Below are 18,611 nucleotides of genomic sequence, written 5' to 3'. Positions count from 1 at the left end.
GAGGCCGGGAGGGCCCGGGAAGCCCCCCGGGCAGCCCTAGGCCGCCGGGACGTAGGCGGGCGTCCGCCGGGCGAGGGCCCAGTACGTGAGACCGGAGACCACCGAGCCGAGCAGGGTGAGGTCGGCGCCGCCGAGCGGGGCCACGAGCGGCCCGGTCCACAGCTCGGAGTCGCAGGTCAGGGCGGCGAAGGCCATACCGACGAGCAGGGCGGTCATGCCCGCCGGGTGGTAGCCGGAGCGGTACCAGTAGGCGCCCTCGCTCCCGGCGTGCAGCGCGTCGGAGTCGTAGCGACAGCGGCGCAGCAGCATGTCGGCGAGGAAGACGCCGCCCCAGGGGGCGAACACGATGATCAGGAGGGAGAGGAAGGACAGCAGCGAGGTCGTGAAGTCGGTGAGGAAGAGCGCGGCGAGCGATCCGGCGGCGGTCACGGCGGCGCTGACCACGATGGCCCGGGCCCGGCTCCACGGGATGCCGAGGACCTGGAGGTTCAGGCTGGAGGAGTAGAGCGTGATGATCGAGTTGGTGACGGAGCCGCCCAGCACCAGGGCCAGGAACAGCGGCTGGAACCAGCCGGGCAGCAGGCTCTCGGCCCCGGCGACGGCGTCGGTCATGTCGGTCTGGGTGGCGGCGGCCACGCCGGCGATCCCGAGGGCGACGGAGGAGACGAACCCGCCGAGCGCACCCATCCAGGTGATCGACTTCAGCGAGGTGGTGCGGGGCAGGTAGCGGGTGTAGTCGGCGGGCATCGGCAGGTACGAGAAGGGCCCGGCGAGCATCACGACGAAGGCCAGGCTCCAGCCGGACAGGCCCGGGGCCAGGGCGTCGGCCGGGGCGGTGGTCTCGGTGCCGGGCAGGACGAAGACCAGCAGGGCGCCGAAGCCGACGGCCAGGACGTAGGCCATCCAGCGCTCGGCGAACTGCACCGTGGCGTGTCCCCACATGGCGACGGCGAAGGTGAGCGCGAGGGTGATGCCGAGCGCGACGGCCCGGATCAGGGTGCCTTCGCCCAGGCCGATCTCGGCGAAGAAGACCTCCAGCGCCAGGGTGCCGACGACGGTGTTGACGATGGTGTAGCCGATGCTCACCACCCAGTTGAGGACGCCGGCCGGCCAGTTGCCCCGTACGCCGAAGGCGGCCCGGGAGATGACCAGGGTGGCGGTGCCGGTGCGGATGCCGCTGAGGCCGGCGGCGCTGATCGCGAAGAAGGACAGGCCGCTGAGCACGACCACGGCGGTGGCCTGCCAGAAGCTGAGGCCGAAGGCGACGGCGAGGGCCCCGTTGATCACGTAGGTGAAGGTCAGGTTCGAACCGAACCAGAGCCAGAAGAGGTCCTTGGCCCCGCCGTGCCGCTCGGCGTCGGGGATGGGGTCGATGCCGTGCGTCTCGACTCTGAAGACCTCGTCGACGTCGGCCGTCGTCTCCTGCTGTGCCATGCGCCTGCCCCTGACCTTCGTCCCGGTGACCTGTCGAACCGCCGCAGCAATATTGAACGGCGTTCTAAGTTCTTGAATGGCATTCAAGATGCGCCCCCGACCCGGACCCCGTCAAGACCCTGTCCGGGATAGGGTCGGCCCACGAAGATCGGGAAGGCGGCGGAGATCGGGAAGGCGGCACACGTGGCAGCGGGAGCGGCACGGCGGCGCGACGGGCGGATCGCCCAGGAGCGGATGCTGGAAGAGGCCATGGCGGCGATCGCCGAGGACGGGCTGGCGACGCTCACCATGTCCGCGCTCGCCGAACGGCTCGGCACCAGCGGCGGCCACATCCTGTACTACTTCGGCAGCAAGGACCGGCTGCTGCTGGCCGCCCTGCACTGGAGCGAGCGCCAACTGACCGAAGAGCGCACCGAATTGCTGTCCCGCCGAATCACCGCCCACCGCAAGCTCGCGCTCTTCCTGGAGCTCTACCTGCCCCGCGGCCCCCGCGATCCGCGCTGGACGCTCTGGATCGAGCTGTGGGCCCGCATCCCCTCGAACGAGCCGCTGCGCGCCGCCCAGCAGGAGATCGACGACGGCTGGCAGCGGGACCTGGAGGCGCTCCTCGCCAAGGGGGTGGAGCAGGGCCGCTTCGCCGCCGGCCTGGACGTCCCCGCCCGGGCCTCGGAGCTGCTGGCACTGCTGGACGGGCTGAGCACCCGGGTGGTGCTGGGCGAGCGCGGCGCCGACCGGGCCACCTCCCTGGAGCGCGCCCGCTCGGCCGCGGCCCTGCTGATCCCCCACCTGTAGCCGGTCACCCGCCTGCGGCCGGTCCCGCACCCGTAGCCCGGCCCCGCGTCCGGACATGTGGAAAGCCCGCCCGGGCCTTAGCGTCCCGGGCGGGCTTTTCCGCTCCTTAGCGGAGGTTCTCGGTGGGAAGAAGGGTTACTTCTTCTTGGCGGCGGCCTTCTTGGCCGGGGCACCCTCGGCGTTGCCGTAGTACGCCTGGCGCATCAGCTGCTTCAGGTCGTCGATCATCGGCATCCGCGGGTTGGCGGGAGCGCACTGGTCGGCGTAGGCGTTCATCGCCTGGGTCGGCAGGGCCTCGATGAAGGCCTGCTCGTCCACGCCCTCCTCGGCGAAGGAGGAGGTGATCCCGCACTTGCTGCGGAGCTCCTCGACGGCCTTGGCGTAGGACTCGACGCCCTCGGCGGCCGTGGCGGCCGGCAGGCCCAGCATCTTCGCGATCTCCTGGAAGCGCTCCGGCGCCCGGTAGACCTCGGCCTTGGGCCACGGGGTGGCCTTGTGGGTGACCGTGCCGTTGTGGCGGATCACGTGCGGCAGGAGCAGCGCGTTGGTGCGGCCGTGGGCGACGTGGAAGGTGTTGCCCAGGGTGTGCGCCATGGCGTGGACCATGCCCAGGAAGGCGTTGGCGAAGGCCATGCCCGCCACCGTGGAGGCGTTGTGCATCTTCTCGCGGGCCTCGGGGTCGTTCGGACCGTCGACCACGCAGCGCTGCAGGTTTTCGAAGATGAGCTTGATGGCCTGGAGGCACAGACCGTCGGTGTAGTCGTTCGAGTACGCGGAGACGTAGGCCTCGGTGGCGTGCGTCAGGGCGTCGAAGCCGGAGTCGGCGGTCACCTTGGGCGGGAGGCCCATCGGCAGCATCGGGTCGACGATGGCGACGTTCGGGGTCAGCGCGTAGTCGGCGAGCGGGTACTTCTGGGCCGCGGCCGGGTCGGAGATGACGGCGAACGGGGTGACCTCGGAGCCGGTGCCCGAGGTGGTCGGGATGGCGACCATCTTGGCCTTCTCGCCCAGCGAGGGGAACTTGTAGGCGCGCTTGCGGACGTCGAAGAACTTCTCCTTCGTGTCGGCGAACTCGACCTCCGGGCGCTCGTACATCAGCCACATGATCTTCGCGGCGTCCATCGGCGAGCCGCCGCCGAGGCCGATGATCGTGTCGGGCTTGAAGTCGCGCATCATCGCGGCTCCGGCCTGGACGGTGGAGAGCTCCGGGTTGGGCTCGACGTTGTCGATGATCTGGATCGACACGGCACCCTCGCGGGCCTGCAGGATGTCGACGACCTTCTGCACGAAGCCGATGGAGACCATCGTCTTGTCGGTGACGATCGAGACGCGGCTGATGCCGTCCATCTCGCCGAGGTAGCGGATGGAGTTGCGCTCGAAGTAGATCTTCGGCGGGACCTTGAACCACTGCATGTTGGTGTTGCGCCGTCCGATCCGCTTGACGTTGATCAGGTTGACCGCGGTGACGTTGTTCGACACCGAGTTGTGTCCGTACGAGCCGCAGCCCAGGGTGAGCGAGGGGAGGAAGGCGTTGTAGACGTCGCCGATGCCGCCGAAGGTGGAGGGCGAGTTGGCGATGACGCGGATCGCCTTGACCTTCTTGCCGAACTCCTCGACGAGCTCCTCGTCCTCGGCGTGGATGGCGGCGCTGTGGCCCAGCCCGTGGAACTCGACCATCGCGGCGGCCAGTTCGAGGCCGTGATCGGTGTCCGAGGCCTTCAGGGCGGCCAGGATCGGGGACAGCTTCTCGCGGGTCAGCGGCTCGTTCTCGCCGACCTCGTTGCACTCCGCGAGGAGGATCGAGGCGTCGGCGGGGACGGTGAAGCCGGCCTGCTCGGCGATCCACTGCGGGGACTTGCCGACGACCGCCGGGTTCAGCTTGGCGCCGTTGGTGTCGGCCGCGTAGGCGGTGGTGCCGAAGACGAACTGCTCCAGCTTGGTCTTCTCGGCGGCGGAGACCACGTGGGCGCCGAGCCGCTTGAACTCGGCGAGGCCCGCTTCGTAGATCTCGGCGTCGAGGATGACCGCCTGCTCGGAGGCGCAGATCATGCCGTTGTCGAAGGCCTTGGAGAGCACGATGTCGTGGATCGCGCGTCCGAGCTTGGCGCTCTTGTGGACGTACGCCGGGACGTTGCCCGCGCCGACGCCCAGGGCCGGCTTGCCGCACGAGTACGCGGCCTTGACCATGGCGTTTCCGCCGGTCGCGAGGATGGTGGAGACGCCCGGGTGGTTCATGAGGGCGCCGGTGGCCTCCATGGAGGGGGCGGTGACCCACTGGACGCAGTCGGCGGGGGCGCCGGCGGCGACGGCGGCGTCGCGGACGATGCGGGCGGCCTCGGCGGAGCAGTTCTGCGCGGAGGGGTGGAAGGCGAAGATGATCGGGTTGCGGGTCTTCAGGGCGATCAGGGCCTTGAAGATCGTGGTCGAGGTCGGGTTGGTGACCGGGGTCATCGCGCAGACGACGCCGACGGGCTCGGCGATCTCCGTGATGCCGTTCAGCTCGTCGCGGCGGATGACGCCGGCGGTCTTGAGCCCGCGCATCGAGTTCACGACGTGCTCGCAGGCGAAGAGGTTCTTGACGGCCTTGTCCTCGAAGAGGCCGCGACCGGTCTCCTCGACCGCCAGCTGGGCGAGCTCGCCGTGCTGGCTCAGCGCGGCCAGCGAGGCCTTCTTGACGATGTGGTCGACCTGCTCCTGGTTGAACGACGAGAACTGGTCGAGCGCCTTGAGCGCCCCCTGGACCAGTCCATCCACCATCTCGTTCGCCTGCATGGCAGGAACTCCTTCATTTCGACTCAACCTGAACCGCTTTCCTGATGACTCAATTCGACACCCAAAAGCGGAAGCCGCGCCGCCGAAAAAGCCCTTATCCACCGGGCCGAAGGGCCGTTCACACCCGTTCACCTCCCTTCGATACCCCATCTGACCTGCATAAACACCTCGGGACCTAAGACCCCTGTGCGCTTGTGAAAACTTTCACAAGAATTTCCGGCGAAGTGCGCCCTACCGCGCTCCTCCCCCAGCGAGCACAATCACCGTGACGAGTCGCGTCGACCGTGAGGGAGGGAGCGCGTGCGCAGTCAGGTGCGCGTCGCGGACGGACGGAATCTGACGGTGGAGCGCTGGGGCGACCCGCACGGAAAACCCGTTTTCCTGCTCCACGGCATGCCCGGCAGCCGTCTGGGCCCCGCCCCCCGGGGCATGGTCCTCTACCAGCGCCGGATGCAGCTCATCGCCTACGACCGGCCCGGCTACGGGGGCTCCGACCGCCATCCGGGCCGCACCGTCGCCGACGTGGCCACGGAGGTGGCCGCGATCGCCGACTCCCTGGGCCTGGACACCTTCGCCGTGGCCGGCCGCTCCGGCGGCGCCCCCGGCGCGCTGGCCTGCGCCGCCCTGCTCCCCCACCGGGTCACCCGGACCGCCGCGCTGGTCTCCCTGGCCCCCCGGGACGCGGAGGACCTGGACTGGTTCGAGGGCATGTCCCCCTCGAACATCCGGGAGCACTCCACCGCCGGCCGGGACCCCGAGGAGCTCGCCGCCCGGCTGATCCCGCGCGCCGCCGGGATCGCCGAGGACCCCGGCCGGCTCCTGGACGAGCTGCGCCGCGAGCTCACCGACAGCGACCGCATGATCGTCGCGGACGCGGGGCTGCGGGCCATGCTCCTGCGCAACTACCGTGAGGGGGTCCGCACCTCCGCCTACGGCTGGATCGACGACGCCATCTCCTTCAGCAGCCCCTGGGGCTTCGACCCGGCGGACATCCGCTGCCCGGTGCTGATCTGGCACGGGGAGCTCGACGTGTTCTCCCCCGTGGGCCACTCCCGCTGGCTGGCGGGCCGCATCCCGGGCGCCACCACGAACATCGACCCGGCCGCCGCGCACTTCGCGGCGCTGCGCGCCCTGCCCGACGTACTGACGTGGCTGCTCAGGGAGGTACCCGCACCTCCCGTCAACGAGCAGCAGCCTGCGTAGGAGGGTCCGGGCGCGGTGGGGCGGAGGCCCCGGATCGGGACAGCCTCCGACCGAGAGGTCGCGCGGTGAAAATCCGCGTCCTGTTCGGCACGCCGAAGGGCCCCCCCGGGGGTAAAGTCCGGCCGTGCACCGGCGCCGCGACCGCATCACCGATGCGGTCCCCGACCTTCAACTCCACGCTCTGACACAGAAGTACGCGCTCTAGACTGACGGAAGGGCGGCCCGGCCGCCTTTCGCCAGATCGTCCTGAACGTCCGCGGCAGATGCGATCTCGTTCGCCATCACCGCTCGGTCCGTGAACGGGCAACCGGGGCCGGCCTGCCCCGTACCCCGCCTCACCTCCACACCAACCTGCTCCGGCACGACCGAAGAACAGTCGTCTCTCCCGATCGGGGTCGACTGCCCCCGGTGAGGAGCGGTGAAAGTGAACACCACAACGGATCCCGAGAAGGATCCCCGCCCGACAACGGATCCCGCGAAGGATCCCCACCCCACAACAGATCCCGAGAAGGGCCTCCACCCGACGGCGGATCCCGAGAAGGATCACGGCCCGTCCCAGAAGCCCGAGGCCGGGAAGAAGAAGAGGAAGCGGAAGATCGCCTCCCACGCCTTGGGCTGGCTGACGCTCCAAGCGCTCGGCGGTCTGATCCGCCGGTGGATCGAAGGGATATAGAGACGTGTAGCGAGGTCAGAAGCCTGGAACCTGCCGCAGCACCGATACGCCGTCGCCGCCGACACGGGGTGACGGCCGACGGTACGGCAGGCCCGCAAATGGAAAGGATCTTGCCATCAGGCAAACGGGCGAATGCCGGGCCCGAGCGAATTCGATCGCGTTTGCCACTGCCCCCCGATCGGCCCTGACCAGGACATCATCCTGTAACAACGACCTGCGCAGTTCGGCAAGCCGATCACCGATCGGGCAGGTAAAGTCCGCGCCAGGCAGTGGCTCTCTTCGCCATTGTCCCCCTCCCATTCCCCATGACCTCCCCGAGGACGGCGTCATGAACACCTCCGCAACCCACCCGGCCAGCACCGTCACGGCCACCCGCGTCCCGCTCGACCGGATCGATGTCCGCGGTGCGCGCGCGGCCGCGAGCCTGGGTCGCGTCCTCCCGACGGAATCCGGTCGAAAGGTTCAGACGCCCATCTTCAACTCTGCACTCTGACGGAGAAGTCGGCGCTCTAGACTGGTGGAATGACCGGCCTGATCGCTTTTCGCGAGATCGTCCTGAAAGTTCACAGCAGATGCGATCTTGCTTGTGATCATTGCTATGTCTACGAACACGCAGATCAGAGCTGGCGCTCCCGGCCGAAAGTGATCTCCCCCGAGGTGATCGCCCAGACCGCGTCGCGTCTCGCCGAACACGCAAGGACACACGCACTCCCCTCCGTCACGGTCATCCTTCACGGAGGGGAACCGCTTCTCGCGGGCACCGCCCGGCTCCGGCTCGTGTGCGAGGAATTCACCCGCGCCCTCGACGGCATCGCCGCCCTCGACCTGCGCATGCACACCAACGGCCTGCAGCTCAGCCGCCGTTACCTGGACCTCTTCGCGGAGTTCGGCGTCAGCGTGAGCGTCTCCCTCGACGGGGACCGCGCCGCCAACGACCGCCACCGGCGCTTCGCCGACGGGCGCACCAGCCACCCCCTGGTCCTGGCCGCCGTGGACCTCCTGCGCACCGAGCCCTACCGCCACCTCTACCAGGGCCTGCTCTGCACCATCGACGTCGCCAACGATCCGGTGGCCGTCCTCGACGCCCTCGTCGAACTGGCCCCGCCGCGCGTGGACTTCCTCCTCCCGCACGCCACCTGGCAGACGCCGCCGGTCCGCCCCGACGAGGCCCCCGACACCTACGCGCGCTGGCTGCTGCGGGTCTTCGACCACTGGGACCGCCGCGGCCGCCCGGTCCCCGTACGCCTCTTCGACTCGCTGTTCTCCACCCTGGCCGGCGGCCCCAGCCTCACCGAGTCCCTCGGCCTCGCGCCCACCGATCTCGTCGTGGTGGAAACCGACGGGAACCTGGAGCAGGTCGACTCCCTCAAGAGCGCCTTCGAGGGCGCCGCCGCCACCGGGTTCAACGTCTTCGACCACGCCTTCGACCTGGTCGCGGCCCATCCCGGGGTCCGCGCGCGCCAGTTGGGGCTGGCCGGCGTCAGCGACGCGTGCCGCCGGTGCCCCGTCGTACGTTCGTGCGGAGGCGGGCTCTACACGCACCGCTACAAGGCCGGTTCCGACGAGCCGTCCGGCTCGGAAGCCCCCGGGAACTTCGACAACCCCTCCGTCTACTGCACCGACCTGCGCGAGCTCGTCGACGGCGTGGAGGGGCGTACGAGCGCCAGCGCGAGCGCGCCGGAACTGTCCGACCCGGCCGAGCTGGCCGGCTCCCAGGAGCAGCTGACCCGGGACCTGCTCGCCCTCTTGAACGACCGCCGCACGGGTGATTCCGACTGGGAGCGGGCCTGGCGGGTGCTGGGCGCCGTGGAGCGGGCCGGGCAGGCGGGCGCGGACGCGCTGGACGCCGTACTGGCCCACCCCTTCACCCGGACCTGGGTCATGGCCTGCCTCGACCCCGGGCAGGAGGGCCCCGACGCCGCGCGGGCGGCCCGCCGGCTGACCGCACTGGCCGCCGCCGCCGTGCTGCGCGGCGGGCTCGACCTGCCCGCCGAGGTCGTCTACCGGGACGGCGAGGTGTACCTGCCGACGCTCGGCCTGCTGCGCCTGGGCGAGCCCGGCACCGAGGGCCGCGCCACCCTGCACGCCGCCGACGGCGGGTACGCCGTCCGCGAGGAGGGCCGCCCCGAGCACCGCTTCGGGCCCGCCGCGGGCGACGCGCGCTGGCAGCCCGTACGCACCTGGTCGCCGGGGCCGGACGCGGCCCCGGTGGCGCTGGAGGACCTGGACCCGCACCGCAACTGCTTCGCCCGCCCGCCCAGGCTGCGGCTCGGCGCCGGGGAGGCCGAGGAGTGGCGCGAGCGCCTCGACGCGGCGTGGGCCCTGCTGCACGCCTCGGTGCCCGAGTTCGCGCGGGCGGCCGCCACCGGGCTGACCACCCTGACGCCCCTCGCGGGCGGCCCCCGGGCCCGCGGCTGGGGCGAGGCCGGGCGGCACGGTCCGGGCGCGCTCGGAGTGCCGTACGCGGCGGGGGTGGCGGAGACCGCGCTCGCACTGCTCACCGGGCGGCGGCGGGCGGGCCTCCAGGCGCTGACCGAGGTGGCCGACCTGTACGCGCTGGACGGGGAATGGCAGCACCCCTCGCCGTGGCGTGAGCGCCCGGTCCCGGTGTCCCGGCTGCTGGCCGACGTCCACGAGCGGGTGGCCGTGGAGGCCTACCGGCGGGCGACCGCCACCGCCGAGCCGGGCGGGCTGGACCGGATCAACCGGGCGCTGGACCGGCTGTCGGAGGCGGCGGAGCTGACGAGCACCGGCAAGCGCCTCGTGGAACAGCTCCGCTGGGAACTGAAGGCGGTCGACGCGTGACGGGCCCGACGGGCCCCGGGGACCGCCCCCCGCGGCCCGGCCCCGAAAGCCCCGGCACGGAAGGCCCCGCCTCAGAAGACCCCGCCGCTGAAGGCCCCGGCCCCGAAGGCCCCGGCGCCCTCGCCCGCCCCCTCCGCGCGCTCGGTGTCCGCCCCGGCATGCGCCTGCTGGTGCACGCCTCGCTCGGCGGCACCGGTCTGCGTGCCGAGGAGCTGCGCGACGCCCTCCTGGCCGCCGTCGGTCCGGGCGGCACCCTCGCGGCGCCGGCCTTCACCCCGCAGAACTCCAAGACCTCCACCGCGCACCTGGCACGGATCGCCGGCCTCACCGAGGAGGGCGTACGGGCCTTCCGCGCACGCATGCCCGCCTTCGACCCGGCGCGCACCCCGAGCCACGGCATGGGGGTCCTCGCCGAAGCCGTGCGCACCGCCCCGGGAGCGGCGCGCAGCGGGCATCCGCAGACCTCTTTCTCCGCGGTCGGCGCAGGCGCCCGGGAGCTGTGTGCGGGACATCCGCTGACCAGCCATTTGGGCGAGGATTCACCCCTGGGAAAGATGTGCGGGGAGGGATGGAAGGTACTCATGATCAATGTGGGATTTTCCGTCTGCACCGCTTTCCATCTCGCGGAGTATCGAATTCCGAAGCCCCCCTTGCGCATGTACGAGTGTGTGGTGAAGGTGAACCATCCGGGGTCTTCAGGGGGGCAGCCTGAAGGGCCGAAGCGGGAAGGGTGGACCGCGTACGAGGACATCGCGCTGGATGACAGCGATTTCGCCGAGATCGGCAGGGCGTTCCCGGAAGAGGGGATACGCCGGGGGCGGATCGGCGGGGCATCGACCATGCTCTTCGCCCTTCCGCATGCCGTCGATCACGCGCTTGAATGGATGACCGAAAACAGACGCTGATTGACTGAACGATGAGGGGATGTGGCGGAGCAGCTCCGGAATGATGTTTCTTCGCTCGCATCTTCGGGACGGGGGTCGTGTGCCCGCATCAGTGCAGCCGTACTTTTTTCTCAGTTATGCGCATACACCGAGGTTCGGGGCGGGAGGACCGGACCCGGACATGTGGGTGGAGCGGCTTTTCCGCGATCTCTGCAGTCATGTCATGGCATTGACGAATCTGCCCGCGGGAGCCGAGGCCGGCTTCATGGACCGGGAGATACGCAGCGGTGAGGGCTGGTCGGAACGGCTCGGGGCGGCGCTCGCCACCTGCCGGGTCTTCGTCCCCCTGTTCTCGCCGCGCTACTTCGCCAGCGAAATGTGCGGGAAGGAGTGGTTCGCCTTCGCGCAGCGCACCATCCACCACGTGGCGCTCAGCAATCAGCCGGCCGAGGCCATCGTGCCCGCGTTATGGGTGCCGGTACCGCCCTCCCAACTACCGCTCCCCGCAGAGCGGTTGCAGTTCAACCACAACACCTTCGGCGAGCGGTACGTCACCGACGGGCTCTACGGACTGATCAAACTGCGGGGCTACGCCGAGCAGTACGAGAGCGCCGTGTACGAACTCGCCAAGCGGATCGTCCGGGTTGCCGAGACCGTCCGGCTCGATCCGATCCGGCCGCTCGACTACCGCCTCGTGCCCAGCGCCTTCGGCTCTCCGAACGGCACCCCCAGCAGCACCGCGCGCACCCTGCACGTCACCGTGGCCGCCGCCTCCCGGCACGATCTGCCCGAGGGCCGCAGCCCGGAGTACTACGGGGACAGCGCGCTGGACTGGAACCCGTACCACCCGGTCTCGCAGCGGCCCATCGCCTACGTCGCCGAGGACCTGGTCCGCAACCTCAACTACCAGACGTCGGTGGGGTCGTTCGACGACGAAGCCGGGCACTTCGACTCCAAACAGCCGCCGACCCGGCCCGAGATCCTCATCGTGGACCGGTGGGCGGTGGAGGACGAACAGCGCCGCCAGCGCCTCGCCGCCTTCGACCAGGAGTCCCGGCCGTGGATCAACGTGGTCGTGCCGTGGAACCGGTACGACCACCAGAGCCGCGCCAAGGAGAGCCAGCTGGCCCACCGGCTCGAGGACACCATGCCCGTCAAGATGAGCCAGGGCCGGGCCGCCTGCCGGGCCGCCGCCAACGGCGTGGCCAACATGGAGACCCTCGGGCAGATCCTGCCGCAGGTGGTGGAGGCCGCCGCCCAGCAGTTCCTCAGACACGCCCAGGTCTATCCGCCGGCAGGCAGCCCCGCGGCCGGCACCGAACGGCCCCGGCTGCTCGGTCCCATGGGGATGAACGGGCCTCCGGCCCCACCGCCCGCCCCCTTCCCGCCCACCGCGGGCGACACGGGCAACGGGTACGGCCGGCCCATCGGGTCCGGCGGGTCCATCGGGCTCACCGGGCCCACCGAAATCAACGACAACGACCGGGGGGACGCGGATGACAGCGAGTCGTGACAGCCAGAGTCGTGACGGCCAGCACAGCAGCCGTGACGAGCACCGCGAGGGGCGCATCGTCACCTTCTACTCCTACAAGGGCGGCACCGGCCGCACGATGGCGCTCGCCAACACCGCCTGGATCCTCGCCGCCAACGGCAAGCGGGTCCTCGCCGTGGACTGGGACCTGGAGGCTCCCGGCCTGCACCGCTTCTTCCACCCCTTCCTGGACCCCTCCACCCTCGGCGCCACCACCGGTGTCATCGACCTGATCAGCGAGTACGCGTGGGCGGCCACCAGCCCGGTGCAGCGCGCCGACGACTGGCACAAGGACTACGCGCGGATCCAGCCGCACGCCGTCTCGCTCACCCCCGAGACCCTCGGCTGGGAGTTCCCCGACGGCGGGACCCTCGACTTCGTCTCGGCGGGCCGGCAGAACCGCGAGTACTCCGCGACCGTCTCCACCTTCGACTGGGACAACTTCTACGACCGGCTCGGCGGCGGGCTCTTCTTCGACGCCTTACGGGCGGACATGAAGCGGAACTACGACTACGTCCTGATCGACAGCCGCACCGGCCTCTCCGACATAGCCGACATCTGCACGGTCCACCTGCCCGACGTCCTGGTCGACTGCTTCACCCTGTCCGACCAGTCCATCGACGGCGCGGCCTCCGTGGCCCGGCAGATCGACGAGCGGTTCAACGACCGCGGCATCAAGATCTACCCGGTCCCGATGCGCATCGACGAGGGCGAGAAGGAGAAGGCCGACGCCGGCCGCGCCCTGGCCCGGATCAAGTTCGACCGCTTCCCCAACGGCCTGATCGGGGACGACCTCACCTCCTACTGGGGCGCGGTGGAGATCCCGTACCGCCCCTACTACGCCTACGAGGAGACCCTGGCCACCTTCGGGGACGAGGCCGGGCTCACCAACTCCCTGCTCTCCGCCTTCGAACGGCTCACCACCGTCGTCACCGAGGGCGACGTCACCTCGATGCCCGCCATCGGCGAGGAGGTGCGCCTGCGCATCCGGGACGCCTTCACCCGGCGCCGCCCCGCCCTGCCCGCGGACCTCTTCCTCTCCTACGTCGCCGAGAACCGCATGTGGGCCGACTGGATCGAATCGGTGCTCACCCGGGCCGGCTTCCGGGTCGTCCCCCGGGACGTCTCCGCCGAACGGACCCCGGCCACCGCCGGCGGGGACACCCTGGGCGGAACCGGGATCAGCGTCGACACCGCCGCACGGACCGTGGTGCTGCTCTCCAGCGCCTACCTCAAGTCGGCCCGCGCGGTGGACGTGTGGGAGCGGGCCGCGGCCGAGGACCCGACCGGGGGCCGGCGCCAGCTGGTGCCGCTGCGGGTGGGCGACGTACGCCTGTCCACCCCGTACATCGACCGCAATCCGGTGGACCTGTTCCGCCTCGACGAGGTGCACGCCACGACCGCGCTGCTGCGCGCGGTGGAACGGCCGATGGCGCTGCCCGACACCGTCGCCAGCGCCTCCGCGCCCGGCCCCCGCTTCCCGGGGACGGTCCCGAAGATCTGGAACGCGCCGCCCCGCAACCCCGGTTTCACCGGCCGCTCCATCGTCCTGGAGCGGATGCGCGACCAGCTCGGCGGCGGCATATCCGTGGTGCTGCCGCAGCCGCAGACCCTGTTCGGGCTCGGCGGCGTGGGCAAGACCCAGGTGGCGCTGGAGTACGTGCACCGGTTCATGGCCGACTACGACCTGGTCTGGTGGATCTCCGCCGAGCAGACCGACGACGTGGTCGCCGCCCTCGCGGAACTGGCCGTACGCCTCGGCGCGCAGACCGGCGAGGACATGTCGGCCGCCTCCCAGGAGGCGATCGACCTGCTGCGGCGCGGGGTTCCCTCCTCGCGCTGGCTGCTGGTCTTCGACAACGCCGACGATCCCGAGACGCTCAAGCGGTACTTCCCGCCGGGCGGCCCGGGGCACGTACTGGTCACCTCCCGCAACCAGTCCTGGTCCCAGTACGGTGACGCCCTCCCGGTGGACGTGTTCCTGCGCGAGGAGTCCATCGAGCACCTCCAGCGCCGGGCCCCCGGCCTCAGCAAGGAGGACGCCGAGCAGGTGGCCGTCGCCGTCGGCGACCTGCCGCTGGCCGTCGAGCAGGCGGGCGCCTGGATCGCGGAGACCGCGACCCCGGTGTCCGCGTACATCGAGCAACTGGCCCAGCAGGCCGCCCGCGTGCTGGCGCTGAACCAGCCGCCCGGCTACCCGGAGCCGGTGGCCGCCACCTGGAACGTCTCCATAGAACGGCTCCAGTCCCGCTCCCCCGCGGCCGTGCGGCTGCTCCAGCTGTGCGCCTTCTTCGCGCCCGAGCCGATCTCGGCGAACCTGCTCTACAGCAAGGAGATGATCGACGCCCTCAAGCCGTACGACTCCTCCCTCCAGGAGAAGCTCGTCCTGGGCCGGGTCATCCGGGAGATCGGCCGGTTCGCGCTCGCCAAGGTCGACCAGGTCAGCAACAGCATCCAGGTCCACCGCCTGGTCCAGGCCGTGATCCGGGCGCAGCTCTCCGAGGAGGAGCAGCGCGAGGCCCGGCACGCGGTGCACCGGATCCTGGCGGGTGCCCGGCCGGACGACGACGAGCCGATAGACAACCCGGAGACCTGGCCGCGGTTCAACACCATCTGGCCGCACCTGACCCCCTCCGAGGCCCGGTTCTGCAAGGAGCCGGAGACCCGCCGGCTGCTGATCGACCGCGTCCGCTACCTCTGGAAGCGCGGCGACTTCAAGGCCGCGTACGCACTGGGCGAGGAACTGCGCGAGACCTGGCGCGAGACCCTGGGCGGCGACGACCTCCAGTACCTCTACCTGCGCTTCCACCTCTCCAACATCCTGCGCTCGCAGGGCCGGTTCGTGGAGGCGATGGAGCTGGACGAGGGCACGCTGGAGCGCCAGCAGGCGGCGCTGGGCGTCTCGCACCCGCACACGTACATGACCACCAGCGGTCTCGCGATGGACCTGGGGGCGCTGGGCCGCTACGGCGAGGCGATGGAGCTGGCCAACGCCGCGCACGAGGGCTTCGGGCAGATCTTCCACGAGGCCCACCCTCGGACCCTGGCCGCGGCGAACAACCTGGCGCTGAACCTGCGCATGATCGGGCAGTACGCGCGGGCCAGGGAGATCGACCAGGAGGTCTTCGACCGGCGCACGGAGGTGCTGGGCACGGACCACCCGTACACCCTGTCCTCGGCGCAGAACCTGGCGCGCGACCTGCGCGAGGTGGGCCGGTACGACGACTCGGTGCAGCTGCTGAGCCGGACGTACGAGATCTACAAGCGGACCCTGGGCCGGGCCTTCCCCGGCACCCTGTCGGCGGCCAAGAACCTCGCGGTCTCGCTGCGCAGGGCGGGCGACGTGGAGGACGCGCTGCGGCTGACCACGGCGACCCGCAACCGGTACCGGGCCAAGTACACCTCGGTCAACCCGGACCTCCTGGCCTGCGAACTGAACCTGGCCGCGGACCTGTTCGCGACCGGGGACCCGGGCGGGGCTCGGGACCTGGCCCAGGAGGTGGTGGACGAGTACGTCAAGGTGCCGGGCGAGCGGCACCCGTACACCCTGGCCGCCGTCAACAACCTCGCGGTGTTCCACTGGGGCACGGGGGCGGCGGACACCGCCGAGACGATGCTGCGCCAGACCATCCGGCACATGCGCGAGGTGCTGGGCGACAACCACCCGCACACCATCTTCGCCAACCTCAACCTGGCCAACGCCCGGGCCGACCTGGGTGATCCGGAGGGCGCCCTGGAGCTGGAGCGGATATCGGTGATGCGGCTGCGCGAGGCGCTGGGCGTGCACCATCCGGAGACCCTGGCGAGCTCCTCCAACATGGCGGTCAGCCTGGACATGATGGGCCGCAAGGAGGAGGCGAACCGGGTACGGGCCGAGGCGGTGGCCGAGCTGACCCGGCTGCTCGGCGAGGACCACGGGCTGACCCGGTACGCGCGCGACGAGCGCCGGGTCCACCGGGACCTGGAGCCCCTGGCGGTGTGATCCGCGGGGGCGGCTCCCGCCGGGCGCCGCCCCCGCACCTCCCCTATAGACGCAGAAACAGCAGACTGGGGGGTTCGCTGTGAGTGACAGCATGACCTTTCGCAACGAGGACCTGCCGGTCCTCTTCCACCACACCGACCAGGCGGCGATCTCCCGGCAGCGGGAGTCCACCCAGGCCACCCGCGCCCAGCTGATGCTGCTCGTCGTGGCCGCCGCGATCGCCGCACTGCCCGCGGGGCCGAAGGCCGGCTCCGCGTACCTGTCCGGGCTCCTGAGCGTGCTCGCCTACGCCGGGGTGCTGGGCGTGGGCGTACGGGCCACCCGGCGCCGGGCCCGCCCGCAGTGGCAGCTCAACCGCAGCGCCGCTGAGTTCATCAAGTCGCTGGCCTGGCGGTACGCCGTCCACGGCGCGCCCTTCGGCAGTGACGTCCCGGGCGTCGAGGAGACGTACCGGACCCGCCTGGAGGCGGGACTGAACGAACTGAGGAAGATGGGCTGGGAGGATCCGCGGACCGCCGGGCTGGTGCCGGAGGGCGGGGAGATCACCGGTGCGATGTTCCGGCTGCGGGGGCTCGACTACCAGGTCCGCAGGGAGACGTACGTCCGTGACCGGCTGATCGAGCAACGCAACTGGTACCAGCGCAAGACGGAGGTGTCCCGGCGGGCGACGGCCCTGTGGTCGTGGTCGATCGTGCTGCTGACCGTGCTGGCGCTGCTGTTCGCCCTCTTCGGGGCGTTCGGTTCGGGTCCGGGGCCGGAGCTGACCGGGCTGCTGAGCGCGGCGGCGACGGCCGGGATCGCCTGGAACGAGGTGCGGCGCCACCACCCGCTGATCGAGGCGCACACGCTGATCGAGCAGGACCTCTCGGCGATGATGGTCGTGATGCAGACGACGATCACCGAGACGCAGTGGCCGGCCGCGGTCTACGAGACCGAGCGGTACGTGTCCCCGCAGCACACGGACTGGCTGGCCCGGCACAGCAGTTGACGCGCCGGGCGGGCGTGGCCTCAGTCCCGGGCCACGCCCGCCCGCCAGATCACGGTGACGGGTTTGCCGAGCGCGCGGGCGTAGGCGACGATCTCGGCGGTGCCGCCGTGCCCGCGGGCGGGCAGTCCGTCCCAGACGGCGACGAGGCGGTCGCAGGAGTCGGCGATGTAGGTACCGGCCGCGTAGTAGGCCTCGTCGGTGGAGCGGGCGAAGTCCATCCGGATCTCCTGGGCGGCCCGGCGCTTGAGCCCCAGGTACCGGTCCAGTGCGCCGGTGCCTTCGAAGCCTTCCTCGTAGTCCCCGCTGGGGATGACCACGGTGAGGTCGGCGCCGTATTCCAGCGCGATGGCGGCGAACAGCTGGTCCGCTCCCTCGGCGAGGCTGGAGAGGGCCTCCAACGGCCCCTCGTGGCCCCCGAGTACGGCCCGCAGGCCCTCCTCCACATGGCCGAGCAGCTCGTCCGGAATCGACCGGTGCCCGGTCACGCCGATTCGCTTCATGCAGAAACCCGCTCCCCCCGTGGACACGAACGCCCTGGACATCCTCCCAGAAGGCGGGAGGACGTCCAGGGGTGCGGCGGGGGCGCACGGGTCCGTGGCGCGGCCCCGGAGCGGGGTCTAGTACACGCTCACGCCGTACGCGTTGAGCGCCTCGACGACGGGCTGGAAGAACGTGGTGCCGCCCGAGGAGCAGTTGCCGCTGCCGCCGGACGTGAGGCCGACCGCGCGGGTGCCGGAGTAGAGCGGGCCGCCGCTGTCGCCGGGCTCGGCGCAGACGTTGGTCCGGATCATCCCGTAGACGACGTCGCCGCCGCCGTAGTTCACGGTGGCGTTGAGCCCGGTCACCGAGCCGCTGTGGATGCCGGTGGTGGAGCCGCGGCGGGTGACGGCCAGGCCGTTGGTGGCGTTGATGGCGCTGGTGATGTCCTGGTTGCCGACGGTCCCGGGGTGGGCGACGGCGGCGTTGTCGTAGCGGACGAGCCCGTAGTCGTTGTTCGGGAAGCTGGAGCCCACGGTGGGGCCGATGACGGTGGTGCGGGCGGAGTTGGTCCACCAGGTGCCCGCGCCGTCGGTGCAGTGTCCGGCGGTCAGGATGTAGTACGTGCTTCCGCTGCGCACGTTGAAGCCGGCCGAACAGCGCCAGCCGGAGGCGTAGATGGCGTCGCCGCCGGAGACGAGCTTCCTCAGCTTGCCGGGGGTGCGTTCGATGCGCAGGGCGGCCGCGTTCGTTCCGGCCTCGCTGCGGATCCTGGCGATGTCGGCCGCCGAGACGGTGGAGTCGGCGGTGACCACGAGGGTGCCGGTGGCGGGGTCGGTGTGCCAGGCGGTGCCGGCGACGTCGGCGCGCAGGACCGAGGCGCCGGCGGAGGCGAGCCGGTCGGCGCTGAAGCCGCCGTCGGCGTGCGCGGCCGTGGGCGCCGCGAGGGCGGCCACGGCGGCCATACCGGTGGCCACGGCGAAGAGCCTGGAACGGATGATGGTCTTGATCGTCACTTGTCGTCCTCCCGAGTGGGGATCGGAGGCCCGGCGGGGTGGGTGGTGCCGGAG

At 71.0% G+C, this 18,611-nt stretch carries 13 protein-coding genes; 9 read left to right on the top strand and 4 right to left on the bottom strand.

The window, feature by feature from the left end; translation table 11 throughout:
• Positions 1–36: 36 nt before the first annotated feature.
• Positions 37–1,434: a cytosine permease gene (locus tag OG898_RS23020; protein ID WP_266958976.1), complete on the bottom strand. Its 1,398-nt coding sequence runs from the start codon at positions 1,432–1,434 to the stop codon at positions 37–39.
• 234 nt (positions 1,435–1,668) lie between these two features.
• Between OG898_RS23020 and OG898_RS23015 the strand changes: the two genes are divergently transcribed.
• A complete protein-coding gene (locus OG898_RS23015) occupies positions 1,669–2,226 on the top strand; it encodes a TetR/AcrR family transcriptional regulator (protein ID WP_250740400.1) in 558 nt (185 codons plus the stop codon).
• Between the two features lie 135 nt (positions 2,227–2,361).
• Here the strand turns inward: OG898_RS23015 and adhE are convergent, their stop codons facing one another.
• Positions 2,362–4,998, bottom strand: coding sequence for a bifunctional acetaldehyde-CoA/alcohol dehydrogenase (adhE, locus tag OG898_RS23010; RefSeq protein ID WP_250740273.1), 2,637 nt, complete (start codon positions 4,996–4,998; stop codon positions 2,362–2,364).
• Positions 4,999–5,298: 300 nt separating this feature from the next.
• Between adhE and OG898_RS23005 the strand changes: the two genes are divergently transcribed.
• From OG898_RS23005 to OG898_RS22970, 8 genes are all read left to right on the top strand, one after another.
• Positions 5,299–6,201, top strand: a complete 903-nt coding sequence (locus OG898_RS23005) for an alpha/beta fold hydrolase (RefSeq protein WP_250740272.1) — start codon at positions 5,299–5,301, stop codon at positions 6,199–6,201.
• A 424-nt stretch (positions 6,202–6,625) separates the two neighbouring features.
• The gene (locus tag OG898_RS23000; RefSeq protein ID WP_250740271.1) at positions 6,626–6,874 is read left to right on the top strand and encodes a hypothetical protein; all 249 of its coding nucleotides are present in this window, start codon (positions 6,626–6,628) and stop codon (positions 6,872–6,874) included.
• Positions 6,875–7,202: 328 nt separating this feature from the next.
• Complete coding sequence (fxsA, locus tag OG898_RS22995; protein WP_250740270.1) at positions 7,203–7,367, top strand: FxSxx-COOH cyclophane-containing RiPP peptide; 165 nt, start codon at positions 7,203–7,205, stop codon at positions 7,365–7,367.
• Positions 7,368–7,396: 29 nt separating this feature from the next.
• The gene (fxsB, locus tag OG898_RS22990) at positions 7,397–9,679 is read left to right on the top strand and encodes a radical SAM/SPASM protein FxsB, inactivated metallohydrolase extension form (protein ID WP_266958973.1); all 2,283 of its coding nucleotides are present in this window, start codon (positions 7,397–7,399) and stop codon (positions 9,677–9,679) included.
• Between the two features lie 158 nt (positions 9,680–9,837).
• Positions 9,838–10,584 carry an aminoglycoside N(3)-acetyltransferase gene (locus tag OG898_RS22985; RefSeq protein WP_266958972.1) on the top strand — a complete coding sequence of 249 codons (747 nt, stop codon included), beginning with the start codon at positions 9,838–9,840 and terminating at the stop codon, positions 10,582–10,584.
• Between the two features lie 43 nt (positions 10,585–10,627).
• On the top strand, positions 10,628–12,076 hold the full coding sequence (locus tag OG898_RS22980; RefSeq protein WP_266960396.1) for a TIR-like protein FxsC: 1,449 nt from the start codon (positions 10,628–10,630) through the stop codon (positions 12,074–12,076).
• Between the two features lie 97 nt (positions 12,077–12,173).
• A complete protein-coding gene (fxsT, locus tag OG898_RS22975) occupies positions 12,174–16,076 on the top strand; it encodes an FxSxx-COOH system tetratricopeptide repeat protein (protein ID WP_250740398.1) in 3,903 nt (1,300 codons plus the stop codon).
• Between the two features lie 91 nt (positions 16,077–16,167).
• On the top strand, positions 16,168–17,064 hold the full coding sequence (locus OG898_RS22970) for a DUF4231 domain-containing protein (RefSeq protein WP_250740267.1): 897 nt from the start codon (positions 16,168–16,170) through the stop codon (positions 17,062–17,064).
• A 20-nt stretch (positions 17,065–17,084) separates the two neighbouring features.
• On the opposite strand, the gene OG898_RS22965 is transcribed toward OG898_RS22970, so the two are convergent.
• Positions 17,085–17,564 (bottom strand): hypothetical protein, encoded by a 480-nt coding sequence (locus OG898_RS22965; protein ID WP_266958969.1) that lies wholly within the window; start codon positions 17,562–17,564, stop codon positions 17,085–17,087.
• A gap of 117 nt (positions 17,565–17,681) precedes the next feature.
• A complete protein-coding gene (locus OG898_RS22960) occupies positions 17,682–18,506 on the bottom strand; it encodes a S1 family peptidase (protein ID WP_250740397.1) in 825 nt (274 codons plus the stop codon).
• Positions 18,507–18,611 lie beyond the last annotated feature (105 nt).

Origin of the sequence: Streptomyces sp. NBC_00193 (genome assembly GCF_026342735.1) — a bacterium.
In the GTDB taxonomy this organism is placed as follows: domain Bacteria; phylum Actinomycetota; class Actinomycetes; order Streptomycetales; family Streptomycetaceae; genus Streptomyces; species Streptomyces stoeckheimensis.
Note: the sequence above shows the minus strand (reverse complement) of the source record. Positions and strands in the feature narration are given on the sequence as shown.

Bases quoted from the DNA above. Each gene is read 5' to 3' on its own strand.
- OG898_RS23020 (WP_266958976.1), bottom strand. From the start codon at position 1,434: ATGGCACAGCAGGAGACGACGGCCGACGTCGACGAGGTCTTCAGAGTC.
- OG898_RS23015 (WP_250740400.1), top strand. From the start codon at position 1,669: ATGCTGGAAGAGGCCATGGCGGCGATCGCCGAGGACGGGCTGGCGACG.
- adhE (WP_250740273.1), bottom strand. From the start codon at position 4,998: ATGCAGGCGAACGAGATGGTGGATGGACTGGTCCAGGGGGCGCTCAAG.
- fxsA (WP_250740270.1), top strand. From the start codon at position 7,203: ATGAACACCTCCGCAACCCACCCGGCCAGCACCGTCACGGCCACCCGC.
- fxsB (WP_266958973.1), top strand. From the start codon at position 7,397: ATGACCGGCCTGATCGCTTTTCGCGAGATCGTCCTGAAAGTTCACAGC.
- OG898_RS22985 (WP_266958972.1), top strand. From the start codon at position 9,838: ATGCGCCTGCTGGTGCACGCCTCGCTCGGCGGCACCGGTCTGCGTGCC.
- OG898_RS22980 (WP_266960396.1), top strand. From the start codon at position 10,628: ATGTTTCTTCGCTCGCATCTTCGGGACGGGGGTCGTGTGCCCGCATCA.
- fxsT (WP_250740398.1), top strand. From the start codon at position 12,174: ATGGCGCTCGCCAACACCGCCTGGATCCTCGCCGCCAACGGCAAGCGG.
- OG898_RS22970 (WP_250740267.1), top strand. From the start codon at position 16,168: ATGACCTTTCGCAACGAGGACCTGCCGGTCCTCTTCCACCACACCGAC.
- OG898_RS22965 (WP_266958969.1), bottom strand. From the start codon at position 17,564: ATGAAGCGAATCGGCGTGACCGGGCACCGGTCGATTCCGGACGAGCTG.
- OG898_RS22960 (WP_250740397.1), bottom strand. From the start codon at position 18,506: ATGGCCGCCGTGGCCGCCCTCGCGGCGCCCACGGCCGCGCACGCCGAC.